The organism is Spongiactinospora gelatinilytica, from assembly GCF_003236385.1.
Taxonomy (GTDB): Bacteria; Actinomycetota; Actinomycetes; order Streptosporangiales; family Streptosporangiaceae; genus Spongiactinospora; species Spongiactinospora gelatinilytica.
Genome location: NZ_POUA01000143.1, coordinates 1 through 17,083 on the forward strand (window position 1 = coordinate 1; position 17,083 = coordinate 17,083).

22 protein-coding genes are annotated in these 17,083 nt (G+C 69.9%); 5 read left to right on the forward strand and 17 right to left on the reverse strand.

The genetic code is table 11. From position 1 onward, the window contains the following. Nucleotides 1-513 (forward strand): zinc-binding dehydrogenase (locus C1I98_RS18905; RefSeq protein WP_146607511.1); only part of this gene is annotated, 513 nt, incomplete at its 5' end. Nucleotides 514-526: 13 nt separating this feature from the next. On the opposite strand, the gene C1I98_RS18910 is transcribed toward C1I98_RS18905, so the two are convergent. The 5 genes from C1I98_RS18910 to C1I98_RS18930 all read right to left on the reverse strand — a co-directional run bounded on the left by C1I98_RS18910 (nucleotide 527) and on the right by C1I98_RS18930 (nucleotide 3,560). Next, nucleotides 527-1,177: an HAD family hydrolase gene (locus C1I98_RS18910; RefSeq protein WP_111168772.1), complete on the reverse strand. Its 651-nt coding sequence runs from the start codon at nucleotides 1,175-1,177 to the stop codon at nucleotides 527-529. A gap of 37 nt (nucleotides 1,178-1,214) precedes the next feature. After that, the gene (locus C1I98_RS18915) at nucleotides 1,215-2,138 is read right to left on the reverse strand and encodes a Sco1979 family transcriptional regulator (protein WP_199537044.1); all 924 of its coding nucleotides are present in this window, start codon (nucleotides 2,136-2,138) and stop codon (nucleotides 1,215-1,217) included. Nucleotides 2,139-2,317: 179 nt separating this feature from the next. Then, nucleotides 2,318-2,503, reverse strand: coding sequence for a DUF397 domain-containing protein (locus tag C1I98_RS18920; protein WP_111168773.1), 186 nt, complete (start codon nucleotides 2,501-2,503; stop codon nucleotides 2,318-2,320). Between the two features lie 17 nt (nucleotides 2,504-2,520). Continuing rightward, nucleotides 2,521-2,733, reverse strand: a complete 213-nt coding sequence (locus C1I98_RS18925) for a DUF397 domain-containing protein (protein WP_111168774.1) — start codon at nucleotides 2,731-2,733, stop codon at nucleotides 2,521-2,523. Continuing rightward, a complete protein-coding gene (locus C1I98_RS18930) occupies nucleotides 2,721-3,560 on the reverse strand; it encodes a helix-turn-helix domain-containing protein (protein ID WP_111168775.1) in 840 nt (279 codons plus the stop codon). Before C1I98_RS18930 ends, C1I98_RS18925 begins: the two co-directional genes overlap by 13 nt. A 212-nt stretch (nucleotides 3,561-3,772) precedes the next feature. Between C1I98_RS18930 and C1I98_RS18935 the strand changes: the two genes are divergently transcribed. Continuing rightward, nucleotides 3,773-4,225, forward strand: a complete 453-nt coding sequence (locus C1I98_RS18935; protein ID WP_233507990.1) for an ATP-binding protein — start codon at nucleotides 3,773-3,775, stop codon at nucleotides 4,223-4,225. Between the two features lie 11 nt (nucleotides 4,226-4,236). Here C1I98_RS18935 and C1I98_RS18940 read toward each other — a convergent pair whose 3' ends face one another. The 6 genes from C1I98_RS18940 to C1I98_RS18965 form a co-directional block, all read right to left on the reverse strand. Continuing rightward, entirely contained in the window at nucleotides 4,237-4,776 is a 540-nt protein-coding gene (locus tag C1I98_RS18940; RefSeq protein ID WP_111168777.1) for a hypothetical protein, read from the reverse strand. A gap of 68 nt (nucleotides 4,777-4,844) precedes the next feature. Beyond that, entirely contained in the window at nucleotides 4,845-5,420 is a 576-nt protein-coding gene (locus tag C1I98_RS18945; RefSeq protein WP_146607513.1) for a hypothetical protein, read from the reverse strand. Between the two features lie 14 nt (nucleotides 5,421-5,434). After that, nucleotides 5,435-5,680, reverse strand: coding sequence for a hypothetical protein (locus C1I98_RS18950; protein WP_111168779.1), 246 nt, complete (start codon nucleotides 5,678-5,680; stop codon nucleotides 5,435-5,437). 177 nt (nucleotides 5,681-5,857) lie between these two features. Further along, a complete protein-coding gene (locus C1I98_RS18955) occupies nucleotides 5,858-7,363 on the reverse strand; it encodes a golvesin C-terminal-like domain-containing protein (RefSeq protein WP_111168780.1) in 1,506 nt (501 codons plus the stop codon). Between the two features lie 125 nt (nucleotides 7,364-7,488). Beyond that, nucleotides 7,489-7,968, reverse strand: a complete 480-nt coding sequence (locus C1I98_RS18960) for a Clp protease N-terminal domain-containing protein (RefSeq protein WP_111168781.1) — start codon at nucleotides 7,966-7,968, stop codon at nucleotides 7,489-7,491. Between the two features lie 8 nt (nucleotides 7,969-7,976). After that, nucleotides 7,977-8,180, reverse strand: coding sequence for a helix-turn-helix domain-containing protein (locus C1I98_RS18965; RefSeq protein ID WP_111168782.1), 204 nt, complete (start codon nucleotides 8,178-8,180; stop codon nucleotides 7,977-7,979). A 74-nt stretch (nucleotides 8,181-8,254) separates the two neighbouring features. On the opposite strand from C1I98_RS18965, the gene C1I98_RS18970 reads away from it, so the two are divergent. Then, entirely contained in the window at nucleotides 8,255-9,823 is a 1,569-nt protein-coding gene (locus C1I98_RS18970) for an FAD-dependent oxidoreductase (protein ID WP_111168783.1), read from the forward strand. On the opposite strand, the gene C1I98_RS18975 is transcribed toward C1I98_RS18970, so the two are convergent. The 3 genes from C1I98_RS18975 to C1I98_RS18985 form a co-directional block, all read right to left on the reverse strand. Then, nucleotides 9,783-10,358, reverse strand: a complete 576-nt coding sequence (locus C1I98_RS18975; protein WP_111168784.1) for a hypothetical protein — start codon at nucleotides 10,356-10,358, stop codon at nucleotides 9,783-9,785. The genes C1I98_RS18970 and C1I98_RS18975 overlap by 41 nt on opposite strands. Before the next feature lie 376 nt (nucleotides 10,359-10,734). Further along, entirely contained in the window at nucleotides 10,735-11,073 is a 339-nt protein-coding gene (locus C1I98_RS18980) for a PadR family transcriptional regulator (RefSeq protein ID WP_233507991.1), read from the reverse strand. A gap of 122 nt (nucleotides 11,074-11,195) precedes the next feature. Continuing rightward, nucleotides 11,196-12,260, reverse strand: coding sequence for a trypsin-like serine peptidase (locus C1I98_RS18985; RefSeq protein ID WP_111168786.1), 1,065 nt, complete (start codon nucleotides 12,258-12,260; stop codon nucleotides 11,196-11,198). Between the two features lie 502 nt (nucleotides 12,261-12,762). On the opposite strand from C1I98_RS18985, the gene bioB reads away from it, so the two are divergent. Together bioB and C1I98_RS18995 are read left to right on the forward strand one after the other, a co-directional pair. Continuing rightward, nucleotides 12,763-13,878, forward strand: coding sequence for a biotin synthase BioB (gene bioB, locus C1I98_RS18990; protein ID WP_111168787.1), 1,116 nt, complete (start codon nucleotides 12,763-12,765; stop codon nucleotides 13,876-13,878). Continuing rightward, a complete protein-coding gene (locus C1I98_RS18995; RefSeq protein WP_111168788.1) occupies nucleotides 13,871-15,169 on the forward strand; it encodes an adenosylmethionine--8-amino-7-oxononanoate transaminase in 1,299 nt (432 codons plus the stop codon). Before bioB ends, C1I98_RS18995 begins: the two co-directional genes overlap by 8 nt. A gap of 62 nt (nucleotides 15,170-15,231) precedes the next feature. Here C1I98_RS18995 and C1I98_RS19000 read toward each other — a convergent pair whose 3' ends face one another. The 3 genes from C1I98_RS19000 to C1I98_RS19010 all read right to left on the reverse strand — a co-directional run bounded on the left by C1I98_RS19000 (nucleotide 15,232) and on the right by C1I98_RS19010 (nucleotide 16,960). Further along, on the reverse strand, nucleotides 15,232-16,056 hold the full coding sequence (locus C1I98_RS19000; RefSeq protein WP_233507992.1) for a glycerophosphodiester phosphodiesterase: 825 nt from the start codon (nucleotides 16,054-16,056) through the stop codon (nucleotides 15,232-15,234). A 155-nt stretch (nucleotides 16,057-16,211) separates the two neighbouring features. Further along, on the reverse strand, nucleotides 16,212-16,688 hold the full coding sequence (locus C1I98_RS19005; protein WP_111168790.1) for a hypothetical protein: 477 nt from the start codon (nucleotides 16,686-16,688) through the stop codon (nucleotides 16,212-16,214). A 50-nt stretch (nucleotides 16,689-16,738) separates the two neighbouring features. Next, nucleotides 16,739-16,960: an EF-hand domain-containing protein gene (locus C1I98_RS19010; protein ID WP_111168791.1), complete on the reverse strand. Its 222-nt coding sequence runs from the start codon at nucleotides 16,958-16,960 to the stop codon at nucleotides 16,739-16,741. Between the last annotated feature and the right edge of the window lie 123 nt (nucleotides 16,961-17,083).

Consider the following 17,083-nt stretch of genomic DNA (forward strand, 5'->3'; position numbering starts at 1 on the left):
GTGGGCGGGCTGCTCACACAGCTCGCCAAGCACGCCGGGGCCCGGGTGATCGCCGCCGCCCGCGGCGCGCGCAAGCTGGCCGCGGCCAAGGCCAACGGCGCGGACGCCGCGGTGGACTACGGGCTGCCCGGCTGGGGCGACGCGGTACGCGAGGCGGCCGGCGGCGAGGTCCAGGTGGTCTTCGAGACCGTGGGCGGGGAGATCGCGCGGACGGCGTTCGGCCTGCTCGCGACCGGCACCGGCCGGATGGTCCTCTACGGTACGGCCGGCGGCACGCCTCCCGCGTTCGACGTGGCGGACATCCTCCAGCGGGGGCTCACGGTCCGCGGGTTCGCCTCGGTGCTGCTGCCTCCGGAGGAGATCGCCGCGCTGCTCGGCCAGGTCTTCGAGCACGCCGCGGCGGGGCGGCTGCGGCCGGTGACAGGGGCGGTGTTCCCGCTGGCCGAGGCCGCCGCCGCGCATCGCGCCCACGACGAGCGGACGACCATCGGCAAGACGATCCTCACGCCCTGACCTGTTCTCCGGCTCAGAGCGCGGCGATCAGGGCGGGCAGCTCGCGCATGTCGGTGAACACGATGGTGTCCTGGCCTTCCAGCCGGGCCGCGGGGGTGAGCCCGCCGGCGTACCCGAAGGAGCGCATGCCCGCGGCACGGGCCGCCTCGACGCCGAAGCGGCTGTCCTCGACCACCACGCAGCGCGCGGGTTCGACGCCCGAGCGCCGCGCCGCGTGCAGGAACAGGTCGGGCGCGGGCTTGCCGTGCGGCACCTCGGTACCGCTGAAGATCCGGCCCTCGAAGCGCGCGTACAGCCCGGTCTTCCCGAGGGTCCTGCGCATCTTCGCGTGGCTGCCGCTGGAGGCGACGCAGGTGGGCAGGGTGATCGCGTCCAGCGCCTCGACGATGCCGGCGACCGGGGTCAGTTCGGCCTCCACCGCCTCCCAGTAGAGCCGCAGGAAGCGCTTCTCGACCTCCGCGGTCACCTCGCCGCCCAGCCGTTCCTCGGTCAGCTCGTTGATCGACTTGCTGGTCCGGCCCATGAACAGCTCGACGACCTCGGCTTCGGTGAGTTGCCAGCCGAGCTCGTTGAGGATCGCCGTGTGCACCCGCGTGGCGATGTGCTCGCTGTCCACGAGCACGCCGTCGCAATCGAAAATCACCAATTCCACTGGTTCACTCACCAGTGCACGCTATCGGGTGGAGTGCGGCGTTATCAGGTTAGGTGTCCTTCAAGATGCGGCGCAGGATGTCGGGCGTCTCGACGGCCGGGGCGGCCTCCGTGGCCAGGCGGTTCATCACGTGCGTGTAGTGCGCGACGTCCGCCGGGCGGTCGGGGTAGGTGGCGCTCGCCAGTTGTTCGAGGTAGACGACATCGGGCAGGTCGCGCTCGGGCATCCGCAGGATGGTCACCGGCCCGCCGGACGCCGCGTGACCGCCGGCGCTGAACGGCAGGATCTGGATGGTGACGTGCGGCAGCCCGGCCGCCTCGATCAGATGCCGCACCTGGGCGCGCATCACGGTGGAGCCACCGATCGGACGACGCAGCACGGCCTCGTCGAGCACCGCCCAAAGCCGCGGCGGGTGCGCGGCGTGCAGGATCTGCTGACGGCCCATCCGAAGTTCGACACCGCGGTCGATGCGGGCCTGGGAGACGAAGATGTCACCGAGCGCGATGACGGCCCGGGCGTAGTCGGCGGTCTGGAGCAGGCCGGGCACGAACTGCACCTCATAGGTGCGGATCAGGCCGGCCGCCTGTTCGAGCCCGAGGTAGGCGTGCAGCCAGTGTGGCGTCACGTCGGAGTAGGCGCTCCACCAGCCGGGGGTGTTGGCGTGCTGGGCCAGTTCGAGCAGGGTGGCCCGCTCGGGCTCGTCGGTCACGCCATAGAGGGTGAGCAGGTCGGCCACATCCCGGATCTTGCACCCGATCCGGGCCAGCTCCAACCGGCTGATCTTCGAATGTGACGAGCGGATCGCATCGCCGGCCTCTTCCCGGGAGATCCCCCGAGTCTCTCGCAGCGCCCGCAGACGCGCGCCTAAGATCATGCGCGGCACCATGGGCCCGGCGTGCCGCCGCCCACGGTCAAGCGCCGCATCCAGATACTCCGCGGTCTCCAAGTCGGTCACTCCCCAGTCGGCGATCATTACGGACCCTCCAAGCCTCTCACTTGACAGGTGCGATGCACAGCGGGATGACATTCTTGACAATTTTCGCAACTCCGACATCCGTCAATCCACCGATGAGTTGATCTTGGTTAGCCCTCCGGACATGTGACAGGGGTGTCAAGGCCGATCGCTTGACACCCCTGTCGCAGTGTTACGGACTAACCGAATTCACCGGCCTTCACCCGCCCGAGGAACACCCGCCACTCTCGGGGAGGGAAGAAGAGCACGGCTTCAGCAGGGGCCTTGCTGTCACGTACGGCGACGAGGCCATTGGTGTTGCTCGCCACCTCGACACAGTTGCCGCCGCTGTCACCGCTGCGGGAACTCCGCCTCCACACAGCCATCGGCCTCCCGGTACCGGTCAATCGAAGTCACCGCCCTTCACACGGTTCAGGAACACCCGCCATGCGCCGGAGGAGAAGCACAGGGCCGGCCCAGTGGGATCCTTACTGTCACGCACGCCGACTAGGCCACCGAGGTCGGTTGCCACCTCAACACAGTTCCCTCCACTGCCGCCGCTGTAGGAACTCTTCCGCCACCCGGCACTCGTGAGATTCGCACCTACTGCCGCCATCGACCTCGGGCCTCCTCGATCAGCCTGAGTGAATCATCTGGGCGATGCGCTTCCGCCCGCAGTCTGTCATACCGGCGCGAAACAGCCGATACATGTTCAGCGTTGACGCTCACCATGCCCTCCCCGGCGGATTCGATGGATACTGCGGTCTGACCTCCGTCGAGTTCCGCGATGATGAAACCGCTCATCATCCCGGCGGTCGTCGTGGCGCCAAAGGGCACGACCTGAATGGTGATGTTCGGTCGCCCGGCCAGCTCCAGCAACCGGTCGAGCTGGGCGGCCATGATGGCCGGCGTGCCGATCAATCGCCGGATCACCCCTTCGTCGATGAGAACCCACACTTCCGGCGGGTCATCGCGATCCAATATCAATTGGCGGGTCTTTCGAGCTGCGACACGATCAGCGACGTCCCTGGGGCGAGTGAGATCGCCTGCTATGACCGCGCGCGCGTAGTCATCCGTTTGAAGCAGGCCAGGGATCAGAAGCGGATCCCACGAGCGCAACGTATGGGCCCCGGGCTCGAACTCGTCGATCCATCTCGCATACCATTCCGGTCCACTGGTCAGGGGCTCGCCGATGCCTCTCGCCAGTCGGGTGAAGAACTGATTCAGCCCGAACAGCCGATCAAGCCCCCGCGCGAAATCCGGTTGTGGTACTCGGGTGGCCCGCTCGACACTGGAAACCAGGCTTGCCGAACATCCACACGCCCGGCCGACCCTCGTCTGAGACAGCCCCGCCTCCTTACGGACCCTGCGCAATTCACGCCCGAACCGCTTTTCCGGCGTTTCAGGGCCATTGGGGGGTTTTCCGTCACTTCGCCCTCCCATCCGTGACAGACAGCGCCCCAGAAATAACACAGAGTCACACCGGCAGATACACACTTCCGGAGATCTGTTCGCGGAAGTCCGCTGAAGTCTAGAGACCCGAGCCGCTGACCTGCACCAAAGTAGGCACACCGACCTCACTCGCCAAAGGACCGGACAGGCTCATGACAATAATGAGACAACCATTCTACATAGCGGGGAATGCCCCTAATGGGTTGATATGGAAGACCGTCAGCCTGCCCGGCACTTCGGAGAACGCCGGTGTGGCGCGGGAATTGCTCCGGGGCCTGTGGCGTGCCAATCCCCACCTCAACTCCGACATCCTCGACGATCTCCTCCTTATGGTGTCAGAGCTGTTCAGCAACGCGGTCCGCCACACCTCATCCGGAGAACCGGGCGGACGGGTGGGATTGGTCATCGCGGCGAACGAGAAATGGGTGCGGGTCGAAGTTACCGACGAGGGCTCTCGGTCCGTTCCGCGAGCGGCGGGGAAGGCGACGGAAGACGAGGCGATGGAACAAGGCGGCTGGGGCCTGGCGCTCGTCGGCATGCGTGCGGACACATGGGGCCACGGCCCCCGGGGCAATGGGCGGGTGGTCTGGTTTGAAAAGGGGTCGAATGAGGGCGCCGGTGGCCCTCTGGATCGCCGGGCCGCTTCGTGTAGGTGATCGGCCGGGGTTCAGCCCGCGAGGGCGCGCTTTTGGATGCCGCGTAGCCAGGCGCGGCGGGTGAGGCCGCTGAACGGGCGGACCACCAGCCAGTAGAGGCGGAAGATGCGGCTGGAGCGAGGGTCGGTGGGCTGGACGCGCGTCTCGGTGGTCAGGATGCCGTCGGCGAAGTGGAAGTTCATCGCCGCCCGATAGCCAGGCCGGTCGAAGCGGGCGTACTCCTCCAGCGGCTCGCCCTCCAGCGGTGTGATGCCGCGCAGCGAGTAGGGGGCCAGCACCCCGACGACCACCTCGTCCGGCCGGCGGCCCACCACCGCGAAACCGCCGCCGGCGGCGAAGCCGCGGGCGGTGAGCCGGTCCAGGATCGAGGCATCGGCTGGCGGACGCGCGCGGCCGAGCGACGCGAGCGTCATGAGCCCGCGGAACAGCGGCGCCTCGCCCCAGGTCACCTCTTCGACCGCGCGCATCACCGCCGCACGCGGCGCGTCGATCGCCATCCGATGCCGCTCCCCGTGCCGCCAGGCCGGAAGTACCTCATCGATCATTGCCATGACCCGCCACCCCCGATGACATTGCCTACCACCAGGCTACCGATCAACGACCGGGGGTCGGCGGGAATTCAAGACCGATCCCCGCCCTGTTCCTGATCCGTTCCATCCCTCTCCTGGCCCGGACCCGTTCTCTGGTCCGCCAGCAGCGCTCTGATCACTTCGGATCCGGGGTCGCCATGCTTGATCGAGAGATGTGCGGTGACGAAGAGGGCGTCCTGTTTCGCGCGCTGATTGTCCAGCTCCCGCATCCTCTGAATATGGTCGTACATCCGCTCATGCGACTTCATGAACGTGGCCCTCAGAAACAGGATGACCCCGGAGGCGATTGCACTCAGGATGCTCAATCCCAGCGCCGTCCCCGTATCAGGCGCCTTCGTCGCCACGAGCACGACGCCCGATACCACAGTGGCGAGGCCGATGTACATGGCGATATGAGAATTGACCAGTTGACGATCGCGGAACCGAACGAGCCGCTCGGCTTCGGTCTCGCGTTCGAGTCGCAGCATGGCCCACTCGTCGCGACTGAGGCCGTTCGTCCGGTGGGCCGCCCCGTTCGGGCTGAGCAGGATGCTCTCCCTGACGACGTGGGCATCGCCGCCGAGCGAACTCAGCACTTCCTGGGTGGGAGGATTCTTGATCTCCAATCCATCCTCCCGTACTACCGAGTGATGGCTTTGCCGACGACGCTTTCGACCATTGAGATGACGTCCACCTGGACCTCACCATCGACGACCTGAATAAAAGCAAGGTTTTTTCCCGTGCGAATCGCGTGCGCGATCTGCCTCACGACCTCGTCCGCGAACCGTTCGGTCTGCTCTCTGTCGAGCTGAGGGTACCTTTTCGCTATCGCGTCTGCGATCGGCCGCTTTTCCAGCCCCCCGCTCGACCTGCGTAAAATGGCCATGCAACAGCTCCCCCTCGGGCCCGGTTACACCGCGTATCACGCTGATTGTGAACCGCATCCGGCGGCGCGTCGAGATTTCCGATGGAAACGGCATGTCATGTTGGCATGCGGTGGGTAAGGGGTACGGCCGGCGCCCTGCCAGGGGGCGCCGGCCGTGCCAAGGGGGGGTGTGCCCGGTCAGGGGCGGGTGATTCGGATGGCGTCGGCGATCACGAGGCCGGTCCCGGAGGTCCAGCGGCTCACGGCGACGACGTCGTGGGTACCGGCCGCCAGGGGGAAGGCGCCGAGGGGGTGCCAGGTGCCGCCGCCGGCGCGTTGATCCACGTAGACGGTCTTGTTCCCGCTCGTGGTCGCCACGATGTAGGGGGTGGAACCGTTGTAACCGGGATCGGCCGGGTACCAGACCTCCACCTGGTACGTCCCGGCGCTCGGGATCGTGGCGCGGAACCAGGCCGGGTCGCTCGCGGCCACCGGGTCGGCGAAGCGGTAGTCGGCGCCGTGCTTCTGGCCGGAGTAGGCCGAGGTCTTCCACTCGGCGCTCGCGGTGAAGCCGCCCGCCGTGGCGTTGTCCACGGTGGTCCGCCATTCGGGGGTGTCGCCGCCGGTGACATACCGCATGTAAGTGGTCCAGTTCCAGTGCGGCCCGGGGTCGGTGTGGGTGGCGCCGGGGACCTGGTTGTGGCCGATGATGTTGGCGCGGGTCTTGGGGATGCCGTACTTGTCGCACAGGTGGCGGGTCAGCGCGGCCGAGGAGCGGTACATCGCGTCGGTGAACCAGGACGCGTCGTTGACGAACCCCTCGTGCTCGATGCCGATGGACCGGGTGTTGTGGTCCCAGTTGCCCGCGTGCCAGGCGATGTCCTTGTCGCGGACCATCTGGGTGACCTTGCCGTCGGACGACCTGATCACGTAGTGCGCGGAGACGTTGGCGCTCGGGTTCTGGAACCACGAGATCGCCCCGGCGTAGGAGCCCTGCGTCACATGGATGATCACCCGGTCGATGGCGTGGCTCGACTCGCGGTTCGCCGCGGTGTAGTTGCCGGAATCGGCGGGCACCCAGGCGGCCGGCGGGTAGTCGGCGGCGGCGAACCCGTTCCGGTCGTCGCGGGCGTTGAGGTCGCGGACGTCGGCGTACGGTCCGCGGTCGGCGATGATCTCCTGGGCGGCGACCGTGACGCCCTTCGCCGAGAAGCCGGTGCCGAGCAGTTCGTAGACCGTGTCGGCGTACAGGCGGGCGACCTCGGGGGCCTTGGCGTTGCCGTACTTCGCGACCGCCGTGTACCAGCGGCCGGCGTCCTTGCGGGCGGCGGCGTCGAGCCCCGCCTGGTCGGCGTAGGAGCGGAGCACGGCCGCGCCGCCGCGGACGTTGGCGGCGGTGTCGGCGCGCAGCGCGGCCACCGGCTCGCCGGTGAGTTCGGCGGCGCGTTCGAGGGTGTGCGCGGTCGGGTTGCTGACCAGGTGCATCACTCCGTAACCGCCGCTCGCGCTGGGCTTGCCGCCGTGCCCGTCGAGGTGGGTCTCGGCGTAGGCGACCGTGGCCAGCAGGTCGCGGGGCACGTCATGGGCGGCGGCGGCCTCGGCGAACGCGGCCGGAAGGGGGTCGGCGGACGCATCCGCGGCCGGGGTGAACGCGGCGAGCGCCACGAATGCCGCGGCCACTGATCGGGGCAGGGTGAAGGTCATGAAAGCTCCTCCATCGGGGGGTCCGACGGCGAGCACAGTAGCGACTTTTCATGACTCGTGGTGATAAATAACTTAACTGGATGGTTAGTGGAAAATTTCCTTCAGACCAACCATAATCGGCCCGGTCACCCGGCGGCGGACACCCGCTCGCGTACGGCCGCGCGGTCGACGTCCAGCCGGCCGATCAGCTCGGCGGCCGGGTCGGGCGGCTCGCAGGACAGCAGCGCCAGCAGCAGGTGGCCGGGCGCGGTCCGCCGGGTCCGCACGGTCGTCGCGTTCACCGCCTGACGCAGCGCGTCGCGCGCGGTCGAGGTGATCGAGGAGGGCCGCAGCGGTGGGTGCCTGGGCGGCGCGGGCGGGTGGTCCAGCAGCTCGCCGAGGTCGCCCACCTCGATGCCGAGGGCCCGCAGCGCCACCCGGTCGAGGTCGTCGAGCCCGGCGCGGGCCGTCGCGAGGTCCACCCCGAACGCCCGCGCCGCGCCCGGCTCGTGCAGCAGCCCGAGCAGCAGGTGCTCGGTGCTCAACCGGCGGTCGCCACGCCGCCGGGCCTCCTCCAGCGCGGCGTCGACCACAACGGCGAACGGGCTCTTTGATCGTCCCAGCATGCGGGGCCTCACTTCCCGTACTTCGCGTGCACGGACTGGCGGGACACGCCGAGCGCGTCGCCGATCTGCTCCCAGGTCCAGCCCTGCTCCCTGGCCGCCGCGACGGAAAGGGCCTCGACCCGCTCGGCCAGCCGGTGCAGGGCGGTCACCGCGCGCAGCGAGACCGCCGGGTCGCCGGACCTGATGCTCTCGGAGATCCGCTCGATGTCCACGTTGTCAGGCTACGTTGACACAACCCGATTTGTCAACCTAGCCTGACAGCCCCTCACCGATCTGGAGGCGAACCATGGACACCGATGTCGTGATCGTCGGCGCCGGGCCGACCGGGCTGCTGCTGGCCTGCGAACTCCGGCTGGCCGGCGTACGTCCGATCGTGCTGGAACGGCGGCCCGAGCCGTCCGGCACCCCGAAGGCCAACGGGCTGGGCGGCCAGATCGTCCGCCTGCTCGACCACCGCGGACTGCTCGCGCCGGTGCGCGAGGGCAGCCCGTACGCCGGGCAGGTGCCGACCTTCCCCTTCGCCCAGATCCCGCTGGAGCTGTCCCGGCTGGGCGATGACCTCCCGCTGGACGTCGTGCTGATCCAGCAGCCCCGCCTGGAGCGGGTGCTCGCCGATCGCGCCGCCGCGCTGGACACCGAGATCAGGCGCGGTCACCGGATGACCGCCCTGTCCCAGGACGGCGAAGCCGTCACCCTGACCGCGGACGGCCCGGACGGGACCTACCGGCTGCGCGCCCGCTACGCCGTCGGCTGCGACGGCGCGAACAGCCCGGTGCGCGGGCTGGCCGGGATCGGCTTCCCCGGCACCACCGATCCCGGCGTGGTGCTGCTCGGCCACTTCCGGGCCACCGAGGCCACCGGCGACCTCTACGAGGCCCCCGACATCGAGGTGCCCGGCTACGGCCGACTTCGGCCCGGCTGGAACCGCACCCCGCGCGGCCGGGTCACCGTCACCTCGCTGCATCCCGGCGTCCACGTCGCCGCCGTCCGGGAGAACGCCCCACCCCCCGGCGGGTACGACGACGACGCGCCGGTGACGTTCGCCGACGTCCAGGCCGCCATGGTCCGGGTGCTCGGCGGCGAGGTGCCGCTGGGCGAGCCGATCTGGCTGTCCCGCACGACCACCCAGGCGCGGGTGGCCGAGCGGTTCGTGGCCGGGCGGGTCCTGCTGGCCGGAGACGCCGCACACTTGTTCCCGGCGGGCGGCGCGGCGCTCAACGTGGGCATGACCGACGCGCTGAACCTCGGCTGGAAGCTGGCCGCGACGCTGCGCGGCGACGCGCCGGAGGGACTGCTCGCGTCCTACGCCACCGAGCGCGGGCACGCCGCCGAGCGGACCATGCTCCAGACCCGCGTCCAGGCCGAGCTGGAGCGCCTGGAGGAGGAGGCGGCCGACGCCGCGATACCCAGGCTGCTGACCGAGCTGCTGACGTACGAGCGCCCGCTGCGGCACGTTGCCGAGCTGATGAGCGGGGCCGGCGTGCGTTACGCGATGACCGGCGTGGACCCGCACCAGCTCGCCGGGCGGCTGGTGCCCGAACTGCGGCTGACCATGCCCACAGGGGAGGAACGCTTGGTCGCCGGGCTGATGTGGGCGGCCCGCCCGGTGCTGCTCGACCTGGCCGGTGACGCGGACCTGCGGCAGGTCGCCGGTCCCTGGCGGGACCGGGTGGACGTCGTCACGGCCGGATGCGCGCGACCGCCTGCGCGTGCCGTGCTGATCCGGCCGGACGGCTACGTGGCGTGGGCGGGCGACACGCCGGACGGGCTGGCCGAGGCGCTGGCGGCGTGGTTCGGTACGGCGGGCGAGCCGGTCACGGCGACGCCGGGACCGCCCGCGCGCCCAGCGCGATGAGCGCGACCACTCCCAGTGCCAGCGCCACGCACTGACCGGCCTGCACGGCGGTCATGGTCTGGGTGACCGGGTCGCTCCCCTGGAACAGCAGGTAATGGACCCGGGCGATCAGTATCGGGACGGCCAGGACGGCCAGCGCCAGTGAGTGGAAGGGAGAGCGGCGGGCGCCCCACGCCAGATGGACCACCGTGGCACCGAGCAGCGCGAGGCAGGCCAGACCCACCGGGTCGAGCCACGGCCAGACCAGCGACCACACGGACAGGTCGATCTTCGGCGCGAGGCTCGCCTTCCCGACCGTCTCCAAGGCCGCCCAGGCGAACACACCGAGCACGGCGGGCAGCGCGACCAGCGCCCACCGCGACCGAGGCTTGGGGGCGTCGCGGTGGAACCCGGTGGCCAGGGCGAACACCGGCACCGCGTAAAGCGGGAGGGTGAGGGCCGCCGAGAGCGGGTCGCGCCACAAGACGGCCAGTACGACGACCAGGGCGACCCCCGCGAGGATCTTGGCCAGGCCCGCCCCGCCGCGGAGCAGCACGACATACGCGGCGAACCACTACAGATCGCCCACCTCGAAGAGGACGTCGATCGGGTCGCCCATGGCCCACTGCCGGAAATCAGGGAGGCCGCGACGCCCATCATCGCTCGGTAGAACAGCCCGAACACCGCCACCTGCCTGACCACCCGGCCCCAGAGCAGATAGCGGGGCGGCGCGCCCGGCCCGCCGAGGCGGACCCGCACGCCGAGCGCGGCCACGCTGGCGATCTCCGACCAGCGGGGACGGGCGTTGTGCTCGTCGGTGAGCCCGGCGGAGCCTTCGAGGAAGGCGGCCACCATCTCGTCCTCGCGGTCGGCGCGGTAGGCGCGCGGCAGCAGCAGGCGGAGTGTCAGCCGGTAGCGGTCTTCGAGCAGGCTCATGCCGTCCCCCATGCCTGCCGGGCCCGCAGCCGGGCGCGGGCGGCCTCGGCGTGCCCGGCCAGCCGGGCCGCCTCGGCCGCGAGGGCGGCGGCGCCGGGCTCGGTGAGCCGGTAGTAGCGGCGCAGCCGGCCCTGCTGCACCTCTTCGCGCTCGAACTCGACCAGCCCGTCGTCCGTCAGCCGGTCGAGCACGCCGTACAGCGTGCCGATCTTCAACTGCACCCGGCCGCCGGAAAGCTCCTCGACCTCGCGCACGATGCCGTAGCCGTGGCGGGGCTCGCCGACCAGCGCGGTCAGAACCAGGAAGGCCGGTTCGGTCATCGCTCTTCGGTTCATGAAGTCACTATATCTTGGCAAGCAGGATATCGTGAGCCCTCCGGGCGAGCTTGACAGCGCGTATGACGAAGGGGCCCGGCCGATGGCCGGGCCCCTTCAGCGCGCCAAGGCGCGCAATCCCTTTACCTGACCCAGGGCAACTTCCCTGTCCACAGGTTGGAGGCGTAGCGGTAGATCGCGGCGGTCTCGCCGTCGAAGTAGGGGCTGGAGATGCGGTCGTAGCGGTTGTTGGCGTCGGTGTCGAGCGCGAGGCTCACCACCCCGTTGATGTAGCCGACCCGCTTGTTGCTGCTGTACTGCTGGATGAACGGGCCGCCGGAGGAGCCGGGCGTGAAGGCGCACTTGACGGCGACGCCCTCATCGACCTTGTACTTCGGCACGGCCGGACCCGGGTAGGTCTTGCCGTAGCAGTACTTCATGGTCTCGCCGCTGTACGGCCGGTCGCCGTCGGGGTGCGACGCGGTCGGGTAGCCGAACAGGTAGACGTTCTTGCCCACCGGCTGGTTCCAGGCGAAGCCCTGGCCGCCCACCTGGTCGCTGAGCCGGCCGGCGTCCTCCCAGTGGCGACGACCCGGCCGCACGCCGTTGTAGACGTTGACGAACGCGTAGTCGCGGTCGTAGTCCTCGAAGTTGGCGAAGTCGTAGTGGGTGTGGAACTTCGCACCCACGTAGATGCCCCAGTTGGCCTTGCCCTCGTGGTAGCCGGGGACGAAGACGAACTTGTCCACGGCCTGGTTACGGTCGGTGTCGTACACGCAGTGGCCCGCGGTGGCGACCAGGTTCGCGTACTTCGACTCGATGGCCGACGCCGAGCAGTAGTACAGCTGGCCGCCGACCGCGAAGAAGACCCGTCCCACGGTGGTGGGGAGGTTGACGTTCTTGGAGCGGCCCGCGGAGCGGTTGCCGGCGTCGGGGGCGATCATCCCGGGCGAACCGTCGGCACCGGCCTTGCGGGAGGTCTTGAACCTACCGGAGGCGTCAGAGTCCTCCGTGTAGTGCTGGGCCGCCTTGAGGCGGGCGGGCGTCCAGAACTTCGCCACCGACTGCGCGGCCTTGGCGGAGGACAGCGTCACGGTCTTGCGGCCGGGCTTCGCCTCTGCCGCGGTGGCGAGCGACGCGCCGACCACGGCCGTGGCGAGCAGTGCGCCTCCGAGGGGGAGGGCCAGGCGCTTGGCTCGGGTGTTCAATCTTGCTCCTTCTCACATCGTCTACGGCGAACGTGGGTCAGGTCTCCTTGCGCCACGCACCGGTCGAACGTCAGGTCATGAGGTGTCAAAGACAGTCCATGGCCATGGTCAAGAGACACAAGAGAAGACCGTAGCCAGATGGACGGGAGCTATGGGGCATAAGTTGCGCGAGCCCGCAGACCGTTACTGGTCCGTTACATTTCCTGGTAAACCTTTCAAAGATCCACAAGGCAACCAATACCAAGACTCGACTACTAAATCACCCTGTGTCACCACGGAGTGGCTTCAGGCTCGACCGACAGTAATGACAATTTGTGGCGGTCCGATTTACCACACCATTGTCAAGTCAAGGGCTTCGCGGGAACGGCGGGCCCGTGGGCGAGGCGGGCCGCGGGGGCGGGCGACGGCCCCGCCGCCGTACGGACCGCACAAAGTTTGATCTGCGCGGCTTGTGCGGATCCTTCATTGGCCGGAGGCCGGGCGGCGAACGATGATCGGTCCCATGGACCTGTTGAACACGCTCGTGGACAAGGGACTTCGCCGTGCATCGCCGACCCGGGAGGAGGCGCTGGCCGTACTCGCCACCACCGACGACGAACTACTCGACGTGGTGGCCGCGGCCGGAAAGGTCCGGCGGCACTGGTTCGGCCGCAGGGTCAAGCTCAACTACCTGGTCAACCTGAAGTCGGGACTGTGCCCTGAGGACTGCTCCTACTGCTCGCAGCGGCTCGGCTCCAAGGCCGGGGTGCTGAACTACACCTGGCTCAAGCCGGGCGAGGCCGCCGAGGCCGCGCACGCCGGGGTGGCCGGCGGGGCCAAGCGGGTGTGCCTGGTGGCCAGCGGGCGCGGGCCGACCGACCGTGACGTGGAACGGGTCGCCGCCACCATCGCCGCGATCAAGGACAAGAACGAGGACGTCGAGATCTGCGCGTGCCTGGGCTTCCTGTCCGAGCGGCAGGCCGAGCGGCTGCGCGAGGCCGGGGCGCACGCCTACAACCACAACCTCAACACCTCCGAGGAGACCTACGCCGACATCTGCACCACCCATGGCTTCGAGGACCGGGTGGACACCGTGCGCAAGGCCAAGCACGCGGGACTTTCCGCCTGCTCGGGGCTGATCGCCGGGATGGGCGAGAGCGACGCCGACCTGGTGGACGTGATCTTCGCGCTGCGCGAGCTGGACGTCGACTCGGTACCGGTCAACTTTCTGATCCCGTTCGAGGGCACGCCGCTCGGCGAGCAGTGGCACCTGACCCCGCAGCGCTGCCTGCGCATCCTGGCGCTGGCCCGGTTCGTCTGCCCCGACGTCGAGGTGCGGCTGTCGGCGGGCCGGGAGATCCATCTGCGCACCCTCCAGCCGCTCGCGCTGCACATCGTCAACTCGATCTTCCTGGGCGACTACCTGACCAGCGAGGGCCAGGCGGGCAAGGCCGACCTGGAGATGATCACCGACGCGGGCTTCGAGGTGGAGGAGGCCGGGACGACCACACTGCCCGAGCACCGCACGGGCGTCCCCGCCGCCGAGCCCGCCCCAGCGGGGGCCCCGCCAGGGGGCCGGGCCGACCTGGTGGCGATACGGCGCCGCGGCGCCGGAACGGACCTGCCGCCCAATGCCTAATCGCACCCGCGACCTGCTGGAACTCGACCGGGCGCACGTCTGGCACCCTTACGGCCCGATGCCCGGCCGGCACACGCCGCTGCTCATCGACTCGGCCGAGGGCGTGCGGCTGCGGCCCGCCGAGCCGGTCGAGGGGCACACCGAGCTGGTGGACGCCATGTCCTCCTGGTGGAGCGCCATCCACGGATACCGGCACCCGGTGCTCGACGCCGCCGTGCGCGACCAGCTCGGGCGGATGAGCCACGTGATGTTCGGCGGGCTCACCCACGAGCCCGCCGTACGGCTGGCCGCGACCCTGGTGGACATCACCCCCGAGCCGCTGCGGCATGTGTTCCTGACCGACTCCGGTTCGGTCTCGGTCGAGGTCGCGGCCAAGATGTGCCTGCAGTACCAGCGCTCGCTCGGCCGGCCCGGCAGGCACCGGCTGATGACCTGGCGCGGCGGCTACCACGGCGACACCTTTCACCCCATGTCGGTCTGCGACCCCGACGGCGGCATGCACAGCCTGTGGACCGGCGTGCTGCCCCGGCAGGTCTTCGCCGACGTCCCGCCGTCCGGGTTCGATGCCGAGCCCGACCCCGGCTATGTCGCCCACCTGGCCGGCCTGATCGAACGGCACGCGGACGAGCTGGCCGCGGTCATCGTCGAGCCGGTCGTCCAGAACGCCGGGGGCATGCGCTTCCACTCCCCCGGCTACCTGCGCGTACTTCGCCGGCTCTGCGACGAGCACGGCGTGCTGCTGGTCTTCGACGAGATCGCCACCGGCTTCGGCAGGACCGGCGAGCTGTTCGCGGCCGATCACGCGGGGGTCTCGCCCGACGTGATGTGCGTCGGCAAGGCCCTCACCGGGGGCTACCTCACCATGGCGGCGGCCCTTTGCACCTCGGAGGTGGCCGAGGTGATCGGGCGCGGCGCGTTCCCGGCGCTCGCGCACGGGCCCACGTTCATGGGCAACCCGCTGTCGGCCGCCGTCGCCAACGCCTCGCTCGGGCTGCTGCTCGGCCAGGACTGGCGGGCGGAGCTGCGCCGGATCGAGGCACGGCTGCGGACCGCCCTGGCCCCGGCCGCCAAGCTCGACCACGTCCGTGACGTGCGGGTGCTCGGCGGGATCGGCGTCGTCCAGCTCGGCCACGAGGTGGACATGGACGCCGCGACCAGGGCCGCGGCCCGGCACGGGGTGTGGCTGCGCCCGTTCCGGGACCTGATCTACACGATGCCGCCGTACGTCACCGGCGACGATGATCTCGACCTGGTCGCCGCCGCCATGATCGCCGCAGCCGACGCGGGCTGATCGTCCACGATCGCCCACTGATCGTCCGGGGAGGGTGGGGCGGAGCCGCCCTCCCCGGACCCCTACAGCAGGTCGGGCTTGTTGGTGACGATGCCGTCCACCTTGTAGGAGATCAGCCGGCGGATCGCCGCCGAGTCGTCCACGGTCCAGGCGAAGACCTTCAGCGAACGGGCGTGGGCGCGTCTGACGTAGTCGCGGGTGAGGTCGCCGTAGGGGACGTTCACCATGTCGGCGTACTCCGCGAGCGCGGCCAGCCGCCCGGTCGCCGGGGTGCCGAGCAGGGCGACGGGGACGCCGGGCAGCAGCCGGTGGAACCTCCGCATGGAGTCCCAGTCGAAGGACTGGACGACCAGCCTGCCCGGCTTCAGCCACGCTCCGTGGCGGCGTAACTCGCGGGCCACGCGGGTCTCGATGCCCGGGTAGCGCCCGGGCTCCTTGATCTCCAGCATCAGGCCGAGGCCGCTGCCGTCCATCGCGCTCAGCGCCTCGCCCAGCGTGGGCACCCGCTCCTTGGCGTAGTCGGCGGAGAGCCACGATCCGGCGTCCAGCCTGCGGATCTCGGCCAGCGTCAGGTCCCGCACCGCCCACGGGCTCCGGCCGGGGAAGACCCTCTCGACGTTGGTGGTGCGGGCGAGCGTCGCGTCGTGCACGAGGACCAGGCGGTGGTCCTTGGTCTCGCGAACGTCCAGCTCGAACATGTCGGCGCGCTGTTCCTGGGCCAGCGCGAAGGCGGCGATGGTGTTCTCGGGGGCGTACGCGGACGCGCCCCGGTGGGCCACGTTGACGACGGAGGCGGCGGTGGCGGGGACGGCGAGGGCGACGAGCGTGGTCAGGATGGTCAGGATGGTCAGGGTGGTCGTGATGGCAAGGACGAGTCGCCGGAACACGGGTCTCCTCAATCCTGGGGATCGACCGACAACCCGAAACTGACCACGGCGCATGACGGCGAGTTAATAGTGGAGTGGCCGCGTGATGCCGGGAAGGTGAGCATCAGGCGCAACGACACGCCAAGGTCCGCCGTGGCGGCGGCCTTCGAGGGGCCTTATCGGCGGGTGAGATCGAAGGTGGCGACGGTCGCGAGGGCGTAGGCCAGGTGGGGTACGGCGTCGCTGAGCCAGCCGGTGGCGCCCCAGGTGCGCGGATCGGTGAGGCGCAGGGCGGTGAGCGGGGCGCTGCCGGCCACGGAGGCCAGCACGGCCACCGCGCCGACGTCGAGCGGGCGGGTATGACGCCGCCCGGTCAGATACCGGTACAGGCCGTACGCCGCGCCGACCCCCACACCGGCGGCGATGCCGAGCATCGGCCCGAGGCCCTCCCTGCGGTTACGGGCCGTCTCGCCGTCGCCGAGGTCGGCGTGCACCCGATCGGCCAGCACGCCCGCCGCCTGCTCCGGCAGCCCGCTCGCGGGCCGCCCGCGCAGCGCCATGTCCAGGTAGGTCACGGTGTTGAGCACCGTCGTACCGGCCGCCCCCGCGGCGGCCCCCGCCACGACATGACGGCCCAAAGTCGCATTCCGCATGCTCACCCGCCTAACCTCGGAACCCTCGGCCAAACCCGCCGAGCCCAGGGTCAGGTCAGGCGGTGGCCGTCCATGTAGGCGGCGAACTCCGGCAGGGAGATCAGGCCGTCGCCGTCGGCGTCGACCATTCGGACGGCCTCGGCGGCGCGTTCGCCGGTGATGGGCGCTCCGAGGGCGCGCATCAGGGAGGCCAGTTCGGTGGCCGAGATCCGGCCGTCGCCGTCGGTGTCGACGAGCCGGAACGTGGGCGCGTATTCTTCGGTGTCCGCCACGGTCTAACACCTTTCCGGGTGATGATCGGTCCGCAGACTATGGCGCATACCCGAATCCGGCCGCAACTCTCGTGGCCCGCCCTCTTATGGGGGCGGGCCACGAGAGTTGCGGCCGGATTCGGG